Source organism: Streptomyces sp. NBC_01669 (assembly GCF_026339735.1).
In the GTDB taxonomy this organism is placed as follows: domain Bacteria; phylum Actinomycetota; class Actinomycetes; order Streptomycetales; family Streptomycetaceae; genus Streptomyces; species Streptomyces yanii.
Genome location: NZ_JAPEQG010000001.1, coordinates 6,075,951 through 6,092,306, shown reverse-complemented (window position 1 = coordinate 6,092,306; position 16,356 = coordinate 6,075,951). Strand labels below are relative to the sequence as shown.

13 protein-coding genes are annotated in these 16,356 nt (G+C 69.0%); 2 read left to right on the top strand and 11 right to left on the bottom strand.

Going from position 1 to position 16,356, the window contains the following annotated elements; all coding sequences use genetic code 11:
• Nucleotides 1-162 precede the first annotated feature (162 nt).
• The 4 genes from OG972_RS27275 to proB form a co-directional block, all read right to left on the bottom strand.
• The gene (locus OG972_RS27275) at nucleotides 163-762 is read right to left on the bottom strand and encodes a hypothetical protein (protein WP_266985748.1); all 600 of its coding nucleotides are present in this window, start codon (nucleotides 760-762) and stop codon (nucleotides 163-165) included.
• Between the two features lie 65 nt (nucleotides 763-827).
• Entirely contained in the window at nucleotides 828-2,111 is a 1,284-nt protein-coding gene (locus OG972_RS27270; protein ID WP_266985746.1) for a glutamate-5-semialdehyde dehydrogenase, read from the bottom strand.
• Between the two features lie 79 nt (nucleotides 2,112-2,190).
• Nucleotides 2,191-2,703 carry a hypothetical protein gene (locus OG972_RS27265; protein ID WP_266985744.1) on the bottom strand — a complete coding sequence of 171 codons (513 nt, stop codon included), beginning with the start codon at nucleotides 2,701-2,703 and terminating at the stop codon, nucleotides 2,191-2,193.
• Nucleotides 2,704-2,847: 144 nt separating this feature from the next.
• A complete protein-coding gene (gene proB / locus OG972_RS27260; protein ID WP_266990737.1) occupies nucleotides 2,848-3,954 on the bottom strand; it encodes a glutamate 5-kinase in 1,107 nt (368 codons plus the stop codon).
• Nucleotides 3,955-4,345: 391 nt separating this feature from the next.
• Between proB and OG972_RS27255 the strand changes: the two genes are divergently transcribed.
• Together OG972_RS27255 and rfbC are read left to right on the top strand one after the other, a co-directional pair.
• Complete coding sequence (locus OG972_RS27255) at nucleotides 4,346-6,385, top strand: glycosyltransferase family A protein (RefSeq protein ID WP_266985742.1); 2,040 nt, start codon at nucleotides 4,346-4,348, stop codon at nucleotides 6,383-6,385.
• A gap of 52 nt (nucleotides 6,386-6,437) precedes the next feature.
• Nucleotides 6,438-7,037 (top strand): dTDP-4-dehydrorhamnose 3,5-epimerase, encoded by a 600-nt coding sequence (gene rfbC, locus OG972_RS27250; protein ID WP_266985740.1) that lies wholly within the window; start codon nucleotides 6,438-6,440, stop codon nucleotides 7,035-7,037.
• 70 nt (nucleotides 7,038-7,107) lie between these two features.
• On the opposite strand, the gene OG972_RS27245 is transcribed toward rfbC, so the two are convergent.
• The 7 genes from OG972_RS27245 to OG972_RS27215 all read right to left on the bottom strand — a co-directional run bounded on the left by OG972_RS27245 (nucleotide 7,108) and on the right by OG972_RS27215 (nucleotide 16,160).
• Entirely contained in the window at nucleotides 7,108-7,902 is a 795-nt protein-coding gene (locus OG972_RS27245; RefSeq protein WP_266985738.1) for a class I SAM-dependent methyltransferase, read from the bottom strand.
• 166 nt (nucleotides 7,903-8,068) lie between these two features.
• Nucleotides 8,069-8,953, bottom strand: a complete 885-nt coding sequence (gene rfbD, locus OG972_RS27240; RefSeq protein WP_266985736.1) for a dTDP-4-dehydrorhamnose reductase — start codon at nucleotides 8,951-8,953, stop codon at nucleotides 8,069-8,071.
• On the bottom strand, nucleotides 8,950-9,936 hold the full coding sequence (rfbB, locus tag OG972_RS27235; protein ID WP_266985734.1) for a dTDP-glucose 4,6-dehydratase: 987 nt from the start codon (nucleotides 9,934-9,936) through the stop codon (nucleotides 8,950-8,952). The genes rfbD and rfbB overlap by 4 nt, the downstream gene beginning before the upstream one ends.
• Nucleotides 9,933-11,003: a glucose-1-phosphate thymidylyltransferase gene (locus tag OG972_RS27230; protein WP_266985732.1), complete on the bottom strand. Its 1,071-nt coding sequence runs from the start codon at nucleotides 11,001-11,003 to the stop codon at nucleotides 9,933-9,935. Before OG972_RS27230 ends, rfbB begins: the two co-directional genes overlap by 4 nt.
• A gap of 111 nt (nucleotides 11,004-11,114) precedes the next feature.
• A complete protein-coding gene (locus tag OG972_RS27225; RefSeq protein ID WP_266990735.1) occupies nucleotides 11,115-12,332 on the bottom strand; it encodes a glycosyltransferase family 2 protein in 1,218 nt (405 codons plus the stop codon).
• A 148-nt stretch (nucleotides 12,333-12,480) separates the two neighbouring features.
• Complete coding sequence (locus tag OG972_RS27220) at nucleotides 12,481-14,526, bottom strand: hypothetical protein (protein ID WP_266985730.1); 2,046 nt, start codon at nucleotides 14,524-14,526, stop codon at nucleotides 12,481-12,483.
• Nucleotides 14,527-14,660: 134 nt separating this feature from the next.
• A complete protein-coding gene (locus OG972_RS27215; protein WP_266985728.1) occupies nucleotides 14,661-16,160 on the bottom strand; it encodes a bifunctional cytidylyltransferase/SDR family oxidoreductase in 1,500 nt (499 codons plus the stop codon).
• Nucleotides 16,161-16,356: the final 196 nt, after the last annotated feature.

The following is a 16,356-nucleotide window of genomic DNA, read 5'->3' as shown; positions in this document are numbered from 1 at the left end:
CGGGCAGGGCCTGTCCGTCACGAGTTCGCCTGTGCGGACGGGTGAGAAGCCCCCTCCGGGGGGGAGGGGTCACACCTTCAGAGTAGGTCGATTGCCAAGAAGGTAAACGCCCTGGCGGGTGAGAACTCGGGCCGGGTTCTCATGCGCCGGGGCGACTTCGCTTCAGGGCGTGCGCGGCACCGCGGAGACCGCAGGCCGGGAATAGCCGGAGGGGGAGGACGGGGCGGCATCGACACCCGGTGCGCTGTCCACACCGGTCGAGGCGGGCGGCGGCACCTGGTCCTGCCGGTTGGCCGAGGCGCCCCGGTAGACCGCGCTGAAGGCCAGCGCGACCATGCCGATGCCCATCAGCAGCGCGAGCAGCCAGGCCACCGGCCGGTGCCAGCGTGCGGCACCTCGGTAGGGGCGCAGGGTTCCGCCGTGGCGCCCGTAGGGGCTGTTGTCGTAGTCGCCCAGCCCGTCGGGGTCCATCGGGTCGCCGTAGGGGCTTCCGCGGCCGTAGCCGCCGCCCGGGCCGTACCCGTCGTCGAAGAAATCGTCGTCGCCGGGGCCGCCACCTGCGCGGGCTCGGGCCGCCTCGGCCTCGGCGCGCGCCTCAGCAGCGGCCAACAGCCGCTCCACCGCGGTGGGTTCATGAAACTCGGCGGCCCGGACGAAGTCCTCGTCGAACACCACGGAGGCGAAGTCCTCATCCGCGCCCCCGCGGTCGTCGTCGGGCTCCCAGCCGTCCGGGAACGGCCTGCCCCCCACGTCGTCCGGCACAGCTTCAGCGTAGCCCCGACGGGTCGATTTGGGCAGGGAGAGCGCAAAATCGCCGGGGCCGGTGATCACCGAACGTGACCGTCACCGGTCACGATGTACTTCGTCGAGGTCAGCTCCGGCAGCCCCATCGGGCCCCTGGCATGCAGCTTCTGCGTGGAGATCCCGATTTCCGCACCGAACCCGAACTGCCCGCCGTCGGTGAACCGGGTGGATGCATTTACGGCCACCGTCGTGGAATCCACCAGTTGGGTGAACCGGCGGGCGGCGGCCTGCGAGGTGGTGACGATCGCCTCGGTGTGGCCCGAGGACCAGAGCCGGATGTGTGCCACCGCCGCGTCCAACGATTCGACGACGGCTGCCGCGATGTCGTACGAGAGGTACTCGGTCTCCCAGTCCTCGGGCGTCGCCGCCACGACGGTGGCCTTGGACCCGTCGGCGTACTCCAGTACCCGCTCGTCACCGTGGACCGTCACCCCTGCGTCGGCCAGCGCGTCCAGGGCCCGGGGCAGGAACTCCGCGGCGATGTCCTTGTGGACCAGCAGCGTCTCGGCGGAGTTGCAGACGCTCGGACGCTGGGCCTTGGAGTTGATCAGGATCTCGACGGCCATGTCGAGGTCGGTCTGCGCGTCCACGTACACGTGGCAGTTGCCGGTTCCGGTCTCGATGACCGGAACCGTCGATTCCTCCACGACCGTACGGATCAGCGAGGCGCCGCCGCGCGGGATCAGTACGTCGACGAGACCGCGGGCCCGCATCAGTTCACGCACCGAGTCTCGACTCTCGCCCGGCACCAGCTGCACCGCGTCGGCCGGCAGCCCGGAACCTCCGACCGCGTCGCGCACCACCCGGACGAGTGCGGTGTTGGAGGCGTACGCGGACGACGAGCCGCGCAGCAGGACGGCGTTGCCGGCCTTCAGGCAGAGCGCCGCGGCGTCCACCGTCACATTGGGCCGGGCCTCGTAGATGATCCCGACGACGCCGAGCGGCACCCGGACCTGGCGCAGGTCGATGCCGTTGGGCAGGGTCGAGCCGCGCACCACTTCGCCGACCGGGTCGGGCAGGGCCGCCACGTGTCGCACATCGGCGGCGATGGCCCGGATCCGCTCGGGGGTGAGGGTGAGCCGGTCGACGATCGACTCGCTGGTGCCTGCCTCGCGGGCGCGGGCGACGTCCTCGGCGTTGGCCTCGACGATCTCGATCGTCCGCACTTCCAGCGCGTCCGCGATCGCCAGCAGCGCGTCGTCCTTGGCCGCACGCGGCAGTGGCGCGATGTCGGCGGCGGCAGAGCGTGCCCGGTAGGCGGCCTGGGCGACCGGGGACATGTTGTCGTACGGCGAAAGCGTGGTCATGCCCGCAGGGTAGTGCGCACACTGCGGGCATCCCTCACGTATCCCGTGATGCGAGACGACCGTCTCAGGACGGGCCGGTTCAGTACGGGTGGACGCCGACCGGTGCAGCCGGCGGCGGCCCGTATCCCTCGGCGATCCGCTGGTGGTACGTCTCCCGGTCGATGACCTCCAGGCCGACGATCTCCCAGGGCGGCAGTTTGGCGCTGGAGCGGTGCTCGCCCCACAGCCGCAGCGCGACCGCCGCCGCGTCGTGCAGATCGCGGGCCTCCTCCCAGTAGCGGATCTCCGCGTGGTCGTTGGCGTACCGGCTGGTCAGCAGGAAGGGGTGGTCGTGCGCGAGCTGTTCCAGACCGCGTCTGACCTCCTTCAGCGGAGTCTCGGTGCCCGAGACGCTGAGCGTGATGTGCCACAGCTTCGACTGGGTGCGTTCCTCCTTCGCCCCCACCGGCTCGGGGCCTGTGGTTTCGTCGGTGGCCCTGTCGACGGTCCTGTCCGCGGGCCGGTTCCCGTCGAAACCGGCACCTGCTCCGACGCTGGTCAGGGTGCGGCCACCCGTTCCTCGGGGCGGCGCCCCCGGGCGCGCTCGTCTCACCGGCGGCCTCCTGTGAATGCGTTGCTGTGCTGTACCCCGCTGTGTCCCCGTTACAAAGTTGACCAGTCCAGGGCCGGGCGTGGGGCGGTTTTCATGAAGGTCTCCGCCGGAAGTCCGGACTTTTCGGCTGATTCAGGGGGCAGGTCAGTGGTGCAGGAGGACCAGATCGTCCCTGTGTACGACCTCGCGCTCGTACGCCGGCCCGAGCTCGCGTGCCAGGTCACGGGTGGAGCGCCCGAGCAGTTGCGGAATCTCCTTGGCGTCGAAGTTGACGAGTCCGCGGGCCACGGGGCGGCCGCGCAGGTCGCGCAGTTCCACCGGGTCCCCCGCGGTGAACTCGCCCTCGACCGCGGCGATCCCGGCCGGCAGGAGCGAGCTGTGGCGCTCGACGACGGCCCGTACGGCCCCGTCGTCCAGGGTCAGCCATCCCTGCGGGGTGGAGGCGTGGGCCAGCCAGAGCAACCGGTCGGCCGAGCGGCGTCCGGTGCGGTGGAAGTACGTACCGGTGTCGCGGCCCGCGAGGGCGTCGGCGGCGCGGCTCGCGGAGGTCAGCACGACCGGCACCCCGGCGGCCGTGGCGATCCGGGCGGCTTCGACCTTGGTGACCATGCCGCCGGTGCCGACGCCCGCCTTTCCGGCGCTGCCGATGGTGACGCCCTCCAGGTCGGCGGGGCCCGTCACCTCGGCGATGCGTGTGGTGCCGGGGGTGCTGGGGTCGCCGTCGTAGAGACCGTCGACGTCGGAGAGGAGGACCAGCAGGTCGGCGCGGACGAGGTGGGCGACGAGCGCGGCGAGCCGATCGTTGTCGCCGAACCGGATCTCGTCGGTGGCCACGGTGTCGTTCTCGTTGACGACCGCGAGCGCGCCCATCTCCAGGAGCTGGTCCAGGGTGCGGTAGGCGTTGCGGTAGTGGGCGCGGCGGCTCGTGTCGTTGCTGGTCAGCAGCACCTGGCCGACGCGTACGCCGTACCGCGCGAAGGAGGCGGTGTAGCGGGCGACGAGCAGCCCCTGGCCGACGCTGGCCGCGGCCTGCTGCCTGGCCAGGTCCTTGGGCCGGCGCACCAGGCCGAGCGGGGCGAGTCCGGCCGCGATGGCGCCGGAGGAGACGAGGACGATCTCCTTCTCCCCGCCGCTCCTGACCTTGGCGAGCACATCGACGAGTGCGTCGACCCGGTCGGCGTCCAGGCCTCCGGCCGCGGTGGTGAGGGACGAGGAACCGACCTTGACCACGATCCTGCGCGCCTCGGTCACGCCCTGCCTTACCCCTGCCACGTGCACTGTCCCCGTCCTCGCCGTCGGCTGCGCCTGCTCGCCGTCAGGGTACGCGAGCCGCGTGGGGCGCGGACCGAACAGGCGTTCCCGATAATCGGACTCCACTCTCCCCTTTCGGCCATTGAGCGGAGACCGGTTGCCCTGAGGAGCGCCGGAGCGGAAGCGGTCAGATCAGATGATTCGCAAATCCGTACGCACCGTTCGGTAGCCGAATCATCGACCACCGCCCTGGGCAACCATCCGGCCACGCCGTCCATCTAACAGTCGATAGGGTGCACGGCAGGCGGTGCTGTATCGCCGTTCTCCGCAGCGCGCGGACCCGCACCCGCCGCCGGCTCACAGGGCCTCTATCAGCCATGGGACAGTAGCGATGCCAGTTAAAGTAAGTGTCGTCATTCCGGTATACAACCCGGGCAGGTTCATCGAACCCTGCATCGACTCGCTCCTGCGGCAGACCCTACCGGCACGGGAGTTCGAAGTCCTCTTCGTCAACGACGGGTCGACGGACGACACTCCTGACCGCCTCAAGCAGCTGGCCGCGGAACATCCGCATTTCCGGGTGATCACCATCCCGAATTCCGGCTGGCCGGGAAAGCCCCGCAACGTCGGGGTGGCCGAGGCAAAGGGTGAATACGTCCAGTTCCTGGACCAGGACGACCATCTCGCTTCCGGCGCCCTGGAACGGCTGTACGACATGGGCCGCCGCAACGGCTCGGACATTGTCATCGGCAAGGTGGCCAGCAACTTCCGCGGCGTCCCGCACGGCGTGTTCAAGACGAACCGCGAGAAGTGCACCCTGCACGACGCCCCGCTGTACGACAGCCTCACGCCGCACAAGATGTTCCGTACGGAATTCCTCCGTGAGAACGGCATCGCCTACCCCGAGGGGAAGCGCCGCCTGGAGGACCAGCTCTACATGATGCAGGCGTACTTCCCGGCCAAGGTCGTCTCCATCCTGGGCACGTACACCTGCTACTACTACTCGAAGCGGGACGACGGCAAGAACGCCGGATCGACGAGGATCGTGCCGTCCGGCTACTACGGGAACCTCCGCGAGGTCCTCGACGTCGTCATGGCCCATACGAAGCCGGGAGAATTCCGGGACCGGCTGCTGCGCCGCTTCTACCGCGTCGAGATGCTCAGCCGGCTCAGCGAGCCGGCGGTGCTGCGCTACCAGCCGGAGTTCTACGACCAGATGTGCGACGCCATCCGGCCGCTGGCCACGGACTTCATGGGCGACGGAGTACACGACGGCATGGGTCCGGTCCTGCGGGCGCGGTCGACGCTGCTGCGCGAGAACGACCGGCAGGGTCTCCTCCGCATCGCGCGCTTCGCCTCGTCCGTCACGGCGGCGGCACAGCTGGAGACGTTCGCCTGGCAGCCGGACGGCAGGATCGCGATCACCGTCAGCGCCCGGCTGGTCCACGGCGAGGACCGGGCCCCGGTACGGCTGCTGCGCCGCGAGGGCCGCTACTACCTGCACCCCGAGCTCGCCGACGGGCTGCAGGCCGACGGCGGACTGCTGGACATCACCGACGACCTCGACGGCTTCTCCGCCGAACTCTCGCTCCGCAACCGCGAGACGGCCGTCGAGTGGCCCTGCCCCGCGACGTTCACCACGGAGATGGAAGAGCTCGGAGACGACGTCTGCGAAGTCGTCCTGCACGGCAGCGGTCATCTGTCCGCCGAGGCGGTCAAGGGCCGCGGACGGGTGTCGCGCGGCTTCTGGGACGTCTGGGTGCCACTGCGCGGACTGGGTCTGGTCCGCAAGGCCCGGCTCGGCGCCGACCGTGCCGAAGGCGTGGACGCCGCCTGTCTGCCCGCCTCCCTCGGGTCCCCGGCGCGCGCTGTCATCCCGTACTTCACCGATCCGCACGGCAACCTCACGCTCGATGTCGCCCGCCGCAGCAAGAAGCTGGCCGACCATCTCGCGGGACGTCCGGTGCTGCGGACACCGGGCAGCCGGCCGGAGCTGCGGCTGGACCTCTTCACCACGGCTGCCACCGCCATCTCCGGCGCCCAGCTGGTCCTGAGCCCGGCCGACGGGACAACCGGCGCCGTCCGCACGGTACGGACCTCGCTGCACCCCACCGAGGGCCGCGCCCATCTGACGGTGCCCGGACGTGCGCGGGGCGTCGCGACGGGCAACTGGAAGCTCTCGGTCCGGCTCGACGGCGAGGACGGCCCCGCGCTCCCGCTCTGCGACGTCACCGTCGGCGGCCGCGGCCGGATCCACCTCGACCCGGCCCTGCCCGAGGTCGACGCCGCGATCATGGCGGAGGTCGGCACGAAGCGCCGGAGGGCGGCACTGCGGCGGGCGCTGCGCACGGTCGGCGGCCCGCTCGTCCGCAGGCTCCCGCCCGGCGGCCGCAAGCGGGCGCGTCGCCTGGCCGCCCGATTCACCAGCTGATCCGGGATCCCGGACCACCCCCTCAGCCAGCACGGAACAAGGACGTGATCGCATGCGGCAGCTCTCTCTCGAAGGCGCCTGGGTGCATGAGCCCAAGGTCTTCCCGGACAGTCGCGGCAGCTTCCACGAGTGGTTCAGGGCCTCCGAGCTCAGCGAGGCCGCAGGCCACGGTCTGCAGCTCGCCCAGGCCAATTTCTCGGTCTCCCGCCGCGGCACGCTGCGCGGTATCCACTTCGCCGATGTGCCGCCGAGCCAGGCGAAGTACGTCAAATGCGTGCGCGGCGCGGTGCTCGACGTCATCGTGGACATCCGGGTCGGCTCCCCCACGTACAAGCAGTGGGAGGCCGTACGCCTCGACGACATGGACCATCACGCGGTCTACCTCGCCGAGGGGCTCGGACACTCGTTCATGGCGCTGACGGACGACGCGACGGTCGTCTATCTGTGCTCCGAGGGGTACGCGCCCGGTCGTGAACACGGCATCGACCCGCTCGACCCGGAGCTGTCGATCGAGTGGCCCGAGGGCATCACCCCGCTGCTCTCGGAGAAGGACGCCGCCGCCCCTTCGCTGGCCGAGGCCGAGAAGCAGGGCCTGCTTCCTTCGTACGAAGCGTGCCGGGCGTACTACGCGCAGCTGCGCGCCCGGGGCTGAACGGGCGGCAGCGCAGCGAAAGCCCCCGTGGTCCGGGAGGGATCACGGGGGCTTCTCCGTCCGCGCGGGCTCAGCCCGCGACGGCTTCGATACGCCCGCGCAGCGACGTGAACGCCGAGCGGGGACGGCGCAGATTGCGGGCCCGGGTCAGCGCGGGCCAGAAGTCGGCTCCGAGCAGCGTCTCGGGCCGGACTGCGGTCTTGCGCACCAGCACCTCTTCGGGCACATCCTGCGGATCGGGTACGACGTATTCCTCGATGATCTTGTCGTACGCGTTCTTCAGAATGTCGCTCTCCGGATCGGCACCGAACACGGCGACCACTCCGGTCGGTGCCGTATCGATCTCGACGACCACCAGGTCGGGGCGGTAACGGCGCAGCACCTGCACCACCTTGTAGACATCGCCGGTCCAGAATTTGGTGTGCCGGTCCCGGGCCGCCTCGTCGACATTGCGCGGCAGCATGTCGTCGAGAACGATCACGCTCGACCAGCGGGAATGCCGTTCGACGTTCATGAAGTCGCGCAACGCGTACTCGAAGAGATGCATGCCGTCGATGAAGGAGAGTTCCAGCTTGGGGTCCCCGCCGAGCGCATTGAGCGGGTCCCGGCGGGCGAGTGCGCGGAACGGGTTGCGGCCGTTGCGCAGGTGGATCAGCGGGTCCTTGCGGGCGAAGAAGGCGTCGCTCGTCGCCTTGACCAGGTGGACGTCGCAGCTGATGTCCGTCACCACGCGGAAGGCCGGGTCGACGGCGACGGAGGGCACCCGCGAAAGGGCCAGGCTCCTGCCGTCGTTGACCCCGATCTCCAGATAGTTCCGGGGCCGGTAGACACGGTGCATGTGACGCAGAAACTCATGGCGGTTCACGTGGAGCGGCCCTTCGACAGAAATCAACTGGTCCGATTCCCGGCGAAGTTACCCTATGAATGCACTGTGGCGTAAGCGTTCTTCCAGTGTTAACACCTGGGGTCTCCCGCGAGCCGAATGCAGGAGACCAGTTGGCGGGCGGTTAGCGGTGCGATCATCGGATTGATCAAGGGCGTTCCGCTCGGAGCAGTGCCGGAAATGCCTCCGCCAGCGCCTCCCGCCAGTCGCGGACCGGTTCCATTCCGGCCGCCGCCCAGCAGTCGTGCCCGAGCACGCTGAACGCGGGCCGGGGCGCCGGCCGGACGAAGGCGTCGCTGGTGGTGGGGCGGACGCGCGCCGGGTCGGCGCCCAGGAGCCGGAAGATCTCCCGGGTGAAGCCGAACCAGGTCGTCTCACCGCCGCTGGTGCCGTGGTAGACGCCCGCGGGGGCGGTCCCTGCCAGGGCGGCCTGCCCGAGCCGGACCAGCAGGCCTGCCAGGTCGGCGGTCCAGGTGGGTTGTCCGCGCTGGTCGTCGACCACGTCGAGGGTGTCCTTGACCCCCTCCAGTTTGATCATCGTACGGACGAAGTTGGGGCCGCCCGCGCCGTACAGCCAGGCGGTGCGGACGACGTAACCGGTGTCCGGAAGGATCTCCAGGACCGCACGCTCCCCCGCCAGTTTGGTCCGCCCGTAGGCGCTGCGCGGGCCGGTCGCGGCGTCCTCCGGGTACGGCTTCTCGGCGTCCCCGGCGAAGACGTAGTCGGTCGAGACCTGGAGGAGGACCGAGCCGTATGCGCGGCAGGCGGCGGCAAGGACCTCCGGGCCCGTGCCGTTGACCCGCAGCGCCGCGTCCTCCTGGGACTCGGCGTCGTCGACGGCGGTCCAGGCGGCGCAGTTCACGACAACGGCGGGGCGGTGCCGCTCGAAGCCCGCCCGCACCGAGGCGGGGTCGGCAATGTCCATGGCCGCGCGGTCGGCGGCGACCGCGGTGAGGCCCTCGCCGGCGAGCCGGGCCAGGACGTCCTGGCCTAGCATCCCGGCGGCTCCGGTCACCAGCCAGGTGGCGCTCACAGGGCGGCCCTGCTCTTCAGCGGCTCCCACCAGGCACGGTTGTCGCGGTACCACTGCACGGTTTCCGCGAGTCCCGTGCGGAAGTCCTTGCGGGGCTCGTAGCCGAGCTCCTCGCGGATCTTCGTGCAGTCGACGGAGTAGCGGCGGTCGTGGCCCTTGCGGTCCTCGACGTAGGTGACGCTGGTGTCCCAGTCGGCGCCGCAGGCGTCCAGCAGCAGGCCGGTGAGTTCCTTGTTGGAGAGCTCCGTGCCGCCGCCGATGTTGTACACCTCGCCGGCCCGGCCCTTCGCGCGGACCAGTTCGATGCCCTGGACGTGGTCGTCGATGTGTAGCCAGTCGCGGACGTTGGCGCCGTCTCCGTACAGCGGGACCGTCCTGCCGTCCAGCAGGTTCGTGACGAACAGCGGGATGACCTTCTCGGGGAAGTGGTGGTGCCCGTAGTTGTTGGAGCAGCGGGTCACCCGCACATCGAGGCCGTGGGTGCGGTGGTACGAGAGGGCGATCAGGTCGCTGGACGCCTTGGCCGCGGAGTACGGCGAGTTGGGCGCCAGCGGGTCGGTCTCGGGCCAGGAGCCCTCGTCGATCGAGCCGTAGACCTCGTCCGTCGAGATGTGCACGAAGGTCTTGATGCCCGCCAGGTGTGCGGCGTGGATCAGGGTGTGGGTGCCCACCACATTCGTACGGACGAACTCGGCACCGCCGTCGATGGACCGGTCCACATGCGACTCGGCGGCGAAGTGCACCACCTCGTCGTGCTCGGCCATCAGCTTGGAGACCAGCTCGGCGTCGCAGATGTCGCCCTGCACGAAGGCGAAGCCGGGGTGCTCGCGGACCTCGTCGAGATTGGCCGGGTTGCCCGCGTAGGTGAGCTTGTCGAGCACGGTGACGGCGACATCGCCGGGCCCCTGCGGGCCGAGCACCGTACGGACGTAGTGCGAACCGATGAAACCGGCCCCTCCGGTCACCAGGATGTCGGTCGTCATGAGGAGATCTGCACCTTGCTGTGGTCGCCGAGCACGAGTCGGTGGGCGGACGGGGATCGGGGCGCGGGCGTCACTTCGACGTCATGGCCGATGAGCGAGGCCTCGACGCGCCGGACACCGGCGATGGAGGCGCCCTGCAGAACGATGGAGTATTCGATCTCGCTGTCCTCGATCCGGCAGTTCTGCGCGATCGAGGTGAACGGGCCGACGTACGCTCCGCTGATCACCGATCCCGCACCGATGATCACGGGGCCGACGATCCGGCTGCCGGTGACCTTGGCGCCCGCCTCGATCCGGACCCGGCCGATGATCTCGCTGTCGTCGTCGACGTCGGCGCCCTCGACGGACGGCTCGACGGTCTCCAGCACGGTCCGGTTGACCTCCAGCATGTCGGTGACGTTGCCGGTGTCCTTCCAGTACCCGCGGATGGTGGTGGAGCGGACGTCGCGCCGCTGGTCGATCAGCCACTGGATGGCGTGCGTGATCTCCAATTCGCCGCGCCAGGAAGGCTGGATCGAACGCACGGCCTCGTGGACGGCGGGTGTGAAGAGATAGACGCCGACGAGCGCAAGATCGCTCTTGGGCCTCTTCGGCTTCTCCTCCAGGGCCACCACCCGGCCGTCGCCGTCGAGTTCGGCGACGCCGAACGCGGTCGGATTGGGCACCCGGGTCAGCAGGATCTGGGCCTCGGGCCGGTCCGCGCGGAACTCCTCGACCAGACCGGCGATCCCGCCGACGATGAAGTTGTCACCGAGGTACATCACGAAGTCGTCGTCGCCCAGGAAGTCGCGGGCGATCAGCACCGCGTGCGCGAGCCCGAGCGGCTCGGCCTGCGGGATGTAGGTGACATCGAGGCCGAACCGGGAACCGTCGCCGACCGCCTCGCGGATCTCCTCGGCCGTGTCGCCCACGATGATGCCGACTTCGGTGATGCCGGCCTCCGCGATCGCTTCCAGGCCGTAGAACAGCACCGGCTTGTTCGCCACGGGGACCAGCTGTTTGGCCGAGGTGTGCGTGATGGGGCGGAGGCGGGTGCCCGCCCCTCCGGACAGTACGAGAGCCTTCACGTGACCAGTCCTCATGGTGAGATGTCGGTCCTGTCGCGCGGCGCGACCTTCTGGGCGATTTTACTGAGAATTCCCCTGCGATTCGGGGGAAATCCGCGGGTCGAGCGGCCGTCAGCCCGCGCTCAGGCGCGACTTCAAGCGCCGGACGTCCCTGCGCATACGGCGCGCCACCCGCCGGGAGAGCGACGCCCGGCGAGCCACGGCCGCGGGCTGCTCGATGCGCTTGCCGCCGTGCCAGTCGGGCACGGTGACCTCGAAAACGGAGTCGGGGAGCCCGGCCGACCGGTCACGGAAGTGCGGGTACGCGAGATAGAGCTTGTCGCCCGCGCGCGAACGGATCACGTCCGGAACGGTCTTCGCCCGGAGGAACTCCAGGTGGTCGACGAGCAGATCGGTACGACCCTTGGCGACGCAGGCGAGCCGCAGCCGCTCGGCCACCTTGATCCGCCGGGCCACGCCGTCGTTCCAATACGCGTCCATCAGGGGCGCCGCAAGCTCCATCTTGTGGCGACGCACCTCCGGCGACTCCTTGAGCACACGGGGACCGAACTGCTGCAGCATGCCGACCGTGAAGGGCCGGACCATCAGAAAATCACGCTTCGGACCTGCGGGTTCGAGCCGGTGAATGAGCTCCATCATCGCCCGCATGGAATCGAAGCGCCATTCATAGGTGCCGCTCTTGGTGACGTGCTTTCCGTCGTCGCGGCCGACCAGGTAATAGCAGACGTAGTCGGAGATCACGGAGACCCCGGCGCCTCGCAGATAGGCCTCCAGGGTGAACAGGGCGTCCTCGCCGGTCCGGAGATCTTCGTCGAATCGCAGCTCGAGCCGTTCCAGCAATTCCCGCCGGAAGAGCTTCTGCGCACTCAGCGTGTATATGACCTTGGAGTTGTATACGTCGACCCGGTCCTTGGTGGCGTTCCACATCGACTGGGGCGCTCCCCGGTTGACGCCGACCACCTTTCCGAGCACCACATCGGTGCCGGCCCGGTCGGCCGTGGCGACCATCCGCTCCAGGGCCTCGTCGCCGAAGTAGTCGTCGGCGTCGAGGAAGAAGACATAGCGGCCGCGCGCCATGCCGAGCCCCACGTTGCGCGGGCCGCTCGGGCCGCCGGAGTTCGCCTGACGCACGACTGTCGTCGGCACCGCGGAGCGGGCGGCGAATTCTTCCAGGTATTCGCCGGTGCCATCGGTCGAACCGTCGTCGACCGCGACGATTTCGATCCGGCCGGCGCCGATGGTCTGGGACTCCACGGATTCGAGACAGCGTACGAGGTACGGCATTGCCTCATACGCTCCGACGATCACCGTCACGTCAGGAATTTGCATCTCGTTCACACCCACAGAAGACAGCCGAAGCCACCCGTTGGTTGTCCGACACTCGACACGTGAATGGTGACGCTCATCACAAAGGCCCGGCAAATCCCCTCAGGGTCTTTACCGGGCCTTGGTGAACCTGTATGGGTTGCGGCGCTTTTCAGCCGTTCACGGGCTCGCCCATGCTGATCGCCACACCGCTGTTCCGCGCTTCCGACTTGGCGGCGAGCGCCGTCACGGCCGCGTCGAACTGCACGATGGACGTGGGCTCGTCCGGGCCGAGCAGATACCGCTTCAGCTCACGCCGGGCGTCCGCCAGCGTGTCCGCACTCTCGTCGACCACCGCGCCGAGAAGGGCATCCAGCTCGGTCGCCGCATTGGAGAGGATCACTGCGGCACGCACCGCGGTGTTCTGCCGACGGAACTCGTCCTCGCCCAGCTCGGCGGAGTCCGTGACCGCGTACGGCTTGCCGCTCGCGATGAAGTCGGACACCACGCTGGAGATGTCCGAGACCATGCCGTCCGACTCGTTGAAGCAGTCGTACAGACGCATCTGGGAGCCGGAGATGACCTTGTGCTCCCACCAGCCCAGCGAGCGCCAGAACGCGGCGTTCCACTCGTCCTTCAGCTTCGCGGTCTCGGCCTCGCGCGCCGGGTCCGCGAGCGAGTCCCGGGAGAGCTCCGCCTCGTCCCGGGCCACACGGCCGCCGCTCGGCTCCGCGGCCAGCTGCACCTCGATGCGGGCCAGCTCGGACTGCGCCGCGGCGCGCTCGCCTTGCAGGGCGGCCGATTCCGTCGCCCAACGCGGGTCGGTGGCACGCTTGGCGGCGGCCTCCTCGATCATCGCGGTGATGCGCAGATGCACGGCCTTGGCCGCACGGCTTCGGGTGCCGGTGAAGGGGTGCGGCTTGTACAGCAGCCGGACCGGCGGCTCGGCCTCCAGCAGCCGCCGGACGATGTTCTCGCCGGCCAGCAGCAGCGAGGTGTTCCCCGGGTTGTCGTCCCAGCCCTCCCAGGTGGGCGCGTACAGCACGGTCGGGATCGGGTTCTTCGGCGCGCCGGTCCACGGCTTGATGGTGGCCAGCTGGGGACGGCCCACCTCGATGATGTCCTCGTCCCGTACGCCGACGTCGGCCAGCGCATAACGGTCGCGGCCGGCCCGGCCCGCGGTCCACACCTCGTCGTAGACCTTGCTGTACGGGTTGACGCTGGCGAGCTTGTCGCTGTCGCCGTGGCCGATGAAGACGTGCTTCATGGTCGGCACCCGCAGCAGGTGGATGTTCTTGCCGACGTTGGCGGCGTAGAGGGCAACCCGCACCGACGACAGGTTCAGGTTCATCAGGTGCACGCCACCGGGTACGCAGAGCACCGGCACCGAGGTCGTGTTCAGCTGCGGCACCATGATGCGCTCCCGCAGCAGGATGAGCGGCCGGCCACCGAGCTGCCCCATCGTTTCCAGCCACATGTTGACCTGATAGGCCGATTCCTTCGAGCCGGAGAAGTACAGCATCACCGTCGGCTGGTACTCACCGAGCCAGTCGCCCACGGCCTTGAGCACCTTGGCGTCGGGCGGCGCGAGGCGGCTCGGCCGGACATGGGGAAGGAGCGCCGCCAGATAGCCGACCGCGAGGACGAGCGTGAGCCCGAGTCCCACGTAGGCGAGCCCGTGCCTGCCGGTCTCGATCGCGGCCAGGACGCCGACCATCGCGAAGACGTCCAGATGCAGCATCTTCTCCGCAGCCCGGTTCATCAGCAGCTGCGGCGGGGCGTCCGGAATCCGCGCGGCTTCGAGGTCGACGTTGAGGGTGACCACCGGAAGCTTGCGGCGCAGCCGGATGAGGGCGACCATCGCGCCCTGCGGCGCCTGGAGACCGTAAAAGGCCAGCAGGCAGGCGATCGTCACGTAGAAGAGCGTCTCCTCGCCGTATCCCATGCGGGAGAGCAGCAGGATCAACAGGAGCTGGCGCACCAGGAAGCGGATCGAGAGCCCGGCTCGGACGGCGGCCAGGCGGTTGATCAGGTAGCTGCCGCAGTTGTGCAGATACCGGTCCGCCACGTACGTCGCCGCTGCTGCCACGATGAAGAACCACAGATTGGGGATTATCGCCGCGAGCATTATGCACGGGAACCCCAGAGCCATGAGGAGCGCGGCGGCCAGCTCCGAACCGCTGCCCACACGAGCCAAGCGAATGGCTTTCGAAATCACGAAGTACCGCTTCCGAAAAGGGTGCCGACTTTTTTACCTTACGAGGGAAATGTGAAGAAGAGCTTCACGAATTCGGACCCCTGCGGTTCGCGCGAGCGACAACAGGGGTCCGAATAGTCGATTGTCAAGCAGTATTACACATCCGCCTGCCGATCCAGGACAGCGGCAAGCGCCTGTTCGAAGCCGGATGCCTCGGATGCACCACGGGTCGGGTCCTGCTGACGTACGTCGATGACGTGGCCGGTCATCTCGGAGAGCAGGACGTCGAGCGAGGTGCGGGCGACCGCCTCGGAGGAGAGCAGCGTGCCCGCGGGCTCGTCACCGAACGCCTTGGTGCGCATCGGGGTCGCGGTGCGCTCGGGGTTCACGCAGTTCACCCTCACTCCGTCGCCCGCCCACTCGTCCGAGAGCGCCTGGGTCAGGTTGACCATGGCGGCCTTGGTCGACGAATAGAGGCTGTACTCCGCGCGTCCGCGGGTGTAGCTGCTGGAGGTGTAGAGCAGCAGCTGGCCCTTGGTCTCCACGAGGTATTTGTACGAGGCGCGGGCGATCTGCACGGGCGCCAGGTAGTTGACGTTCAGCGCTTCCTGGATGGTTGCGCTGTCCGTCTCGGCCAGCTTGCCGATGCGCAGCACGCCCGCGGTGTTGATCACGTAGTCGACGCGGCCGGTGTCCGCGTAAGCCTTGGAGAGAGCCTCGTCGACGTGCTCGGGGTTCTCCACGTGCGTACCGGTGGTGGAGCGGCCCAGGGCGTAGACGTTGGCGCCGTAGGACTCGGCGAGCGTCGCGATGTCCGCGCCGATCCCGTACGAGCCGCCGAAGACGACCAGGGTCTTGCCGGTGAGCAGTTCGCGGTAGGCGGCGTCGTCGGCCGGCTGCGGGACGGCCGTCGAGGCCAGCTGGAAGAGCTTGTCCGCGATGAAGACGTCGACCGGCTGGGTGACCTTCATGTTGTACTCGTCGCCCGCCACGACGTAGATCGGCACGTCGGGGAGGTACTTCAGTACGACCGAGCAGTCGTCGGTGGCCTGGAAGTTCGGGTCGCCCGCGGCGACCTCGTAGGCGCGGCGGATCGTGGAGAGCTTGAAGGCCTGCGGCGTCTGGCCACGGCGCAGCCGGGACCGGTCGGGCACGTCGGTGATGAACTCGCCGTCACCGCCGTGGGTGCGGGTCACGATGATCGTGTCCGCGGACGGGATGGCGACGTCGACGGCCTGGTAGCGGTCCAGGGCGTCCACGCAGTCCTGGATGACGCGCTGCGACAGCAAGGGGCGCACGGCGTCGTGGAAGAGAACATTGCGGTCCTCGCCCTCGGCCAGGCCCTCGCCGAGGGCCGCGATGGCGCGCTCGGTGGTCTCGTTGCGCGTGGCGCCGCCCTCGATCACCTGGGTGACCTTGGTCAGGCCGGCCTTGGCGATGATCTTCTCGACGTCGGGCACATAGCCCGGCGCCATCAGAACGATGATGTCGTCGATGGAGTCGGCCTGCTGGAAGATCGACAGCGTGTGCTCGATGACAGCCTTGCCTGCGATCTTCAGCAGCTGCTTGGGGATCGACAGCCCCACGCGCTGGCCGGTACCGCCGGCGAGCACGACTGCTGTGGTTCGGGCTTTAGCTATGTGCTGAGCAGACACAGACGACCTACCTTGCGAGGGCTGGGAGACACAGCGATGGTTGCACTCTCCGTTACCGTCTCGCAAGGTGAACGTCGGCTGCCGCACGCCCCGTGGACACCTGCCGTTGCCTTGCGATCAGGGCGAATGCCGGAATCGGCGCCTCCCTGCCGGGTGACCGACACCACACGGTTGGGCGGTATGAACCACCCATGAG

What these genes read in the sequence shown, in the direction of transcription:
- OG972_RS27270 (WP_266985746.1), bottom strand. Translation starts at nt 2,111, where the DNA reads ATGACCACGCTTTCGCCGTACGACAACATGTCCCCGGTCGCCCAGGCC.
- OG972_RS27255 (WP_266985742.1), top strand. Translation starts at nt 4,346, where the DNA reads ATGCCAGTTAAAGTAAGTGTCGTCATTCCGGTATACAACCCGGGCAGG.
- rfbC (WP_266985740.1), top strand. Translation starts at nt 6,438, where the DNA reads ATGCGGCAGCTCTCTCTCGAAGGCGCCTGGGTGCATGAGCCCAAGGTC.
- rfbB (WP_266985734.1), bottom strand. Translation starts at nt 9,936, where the DNA reads ATGACGACCGACATCCTGGTGACCGGAGGGGCCGGTTTCATCGGTTCG.
- OG972_RS27225 (WP_266990735.1), bottom strand. Translation starts at nt 12,332, where the DNA reads ATGCAAATTCCTGACGTGACGGTGATCGTCGGAGCGTATGAGGCAATG.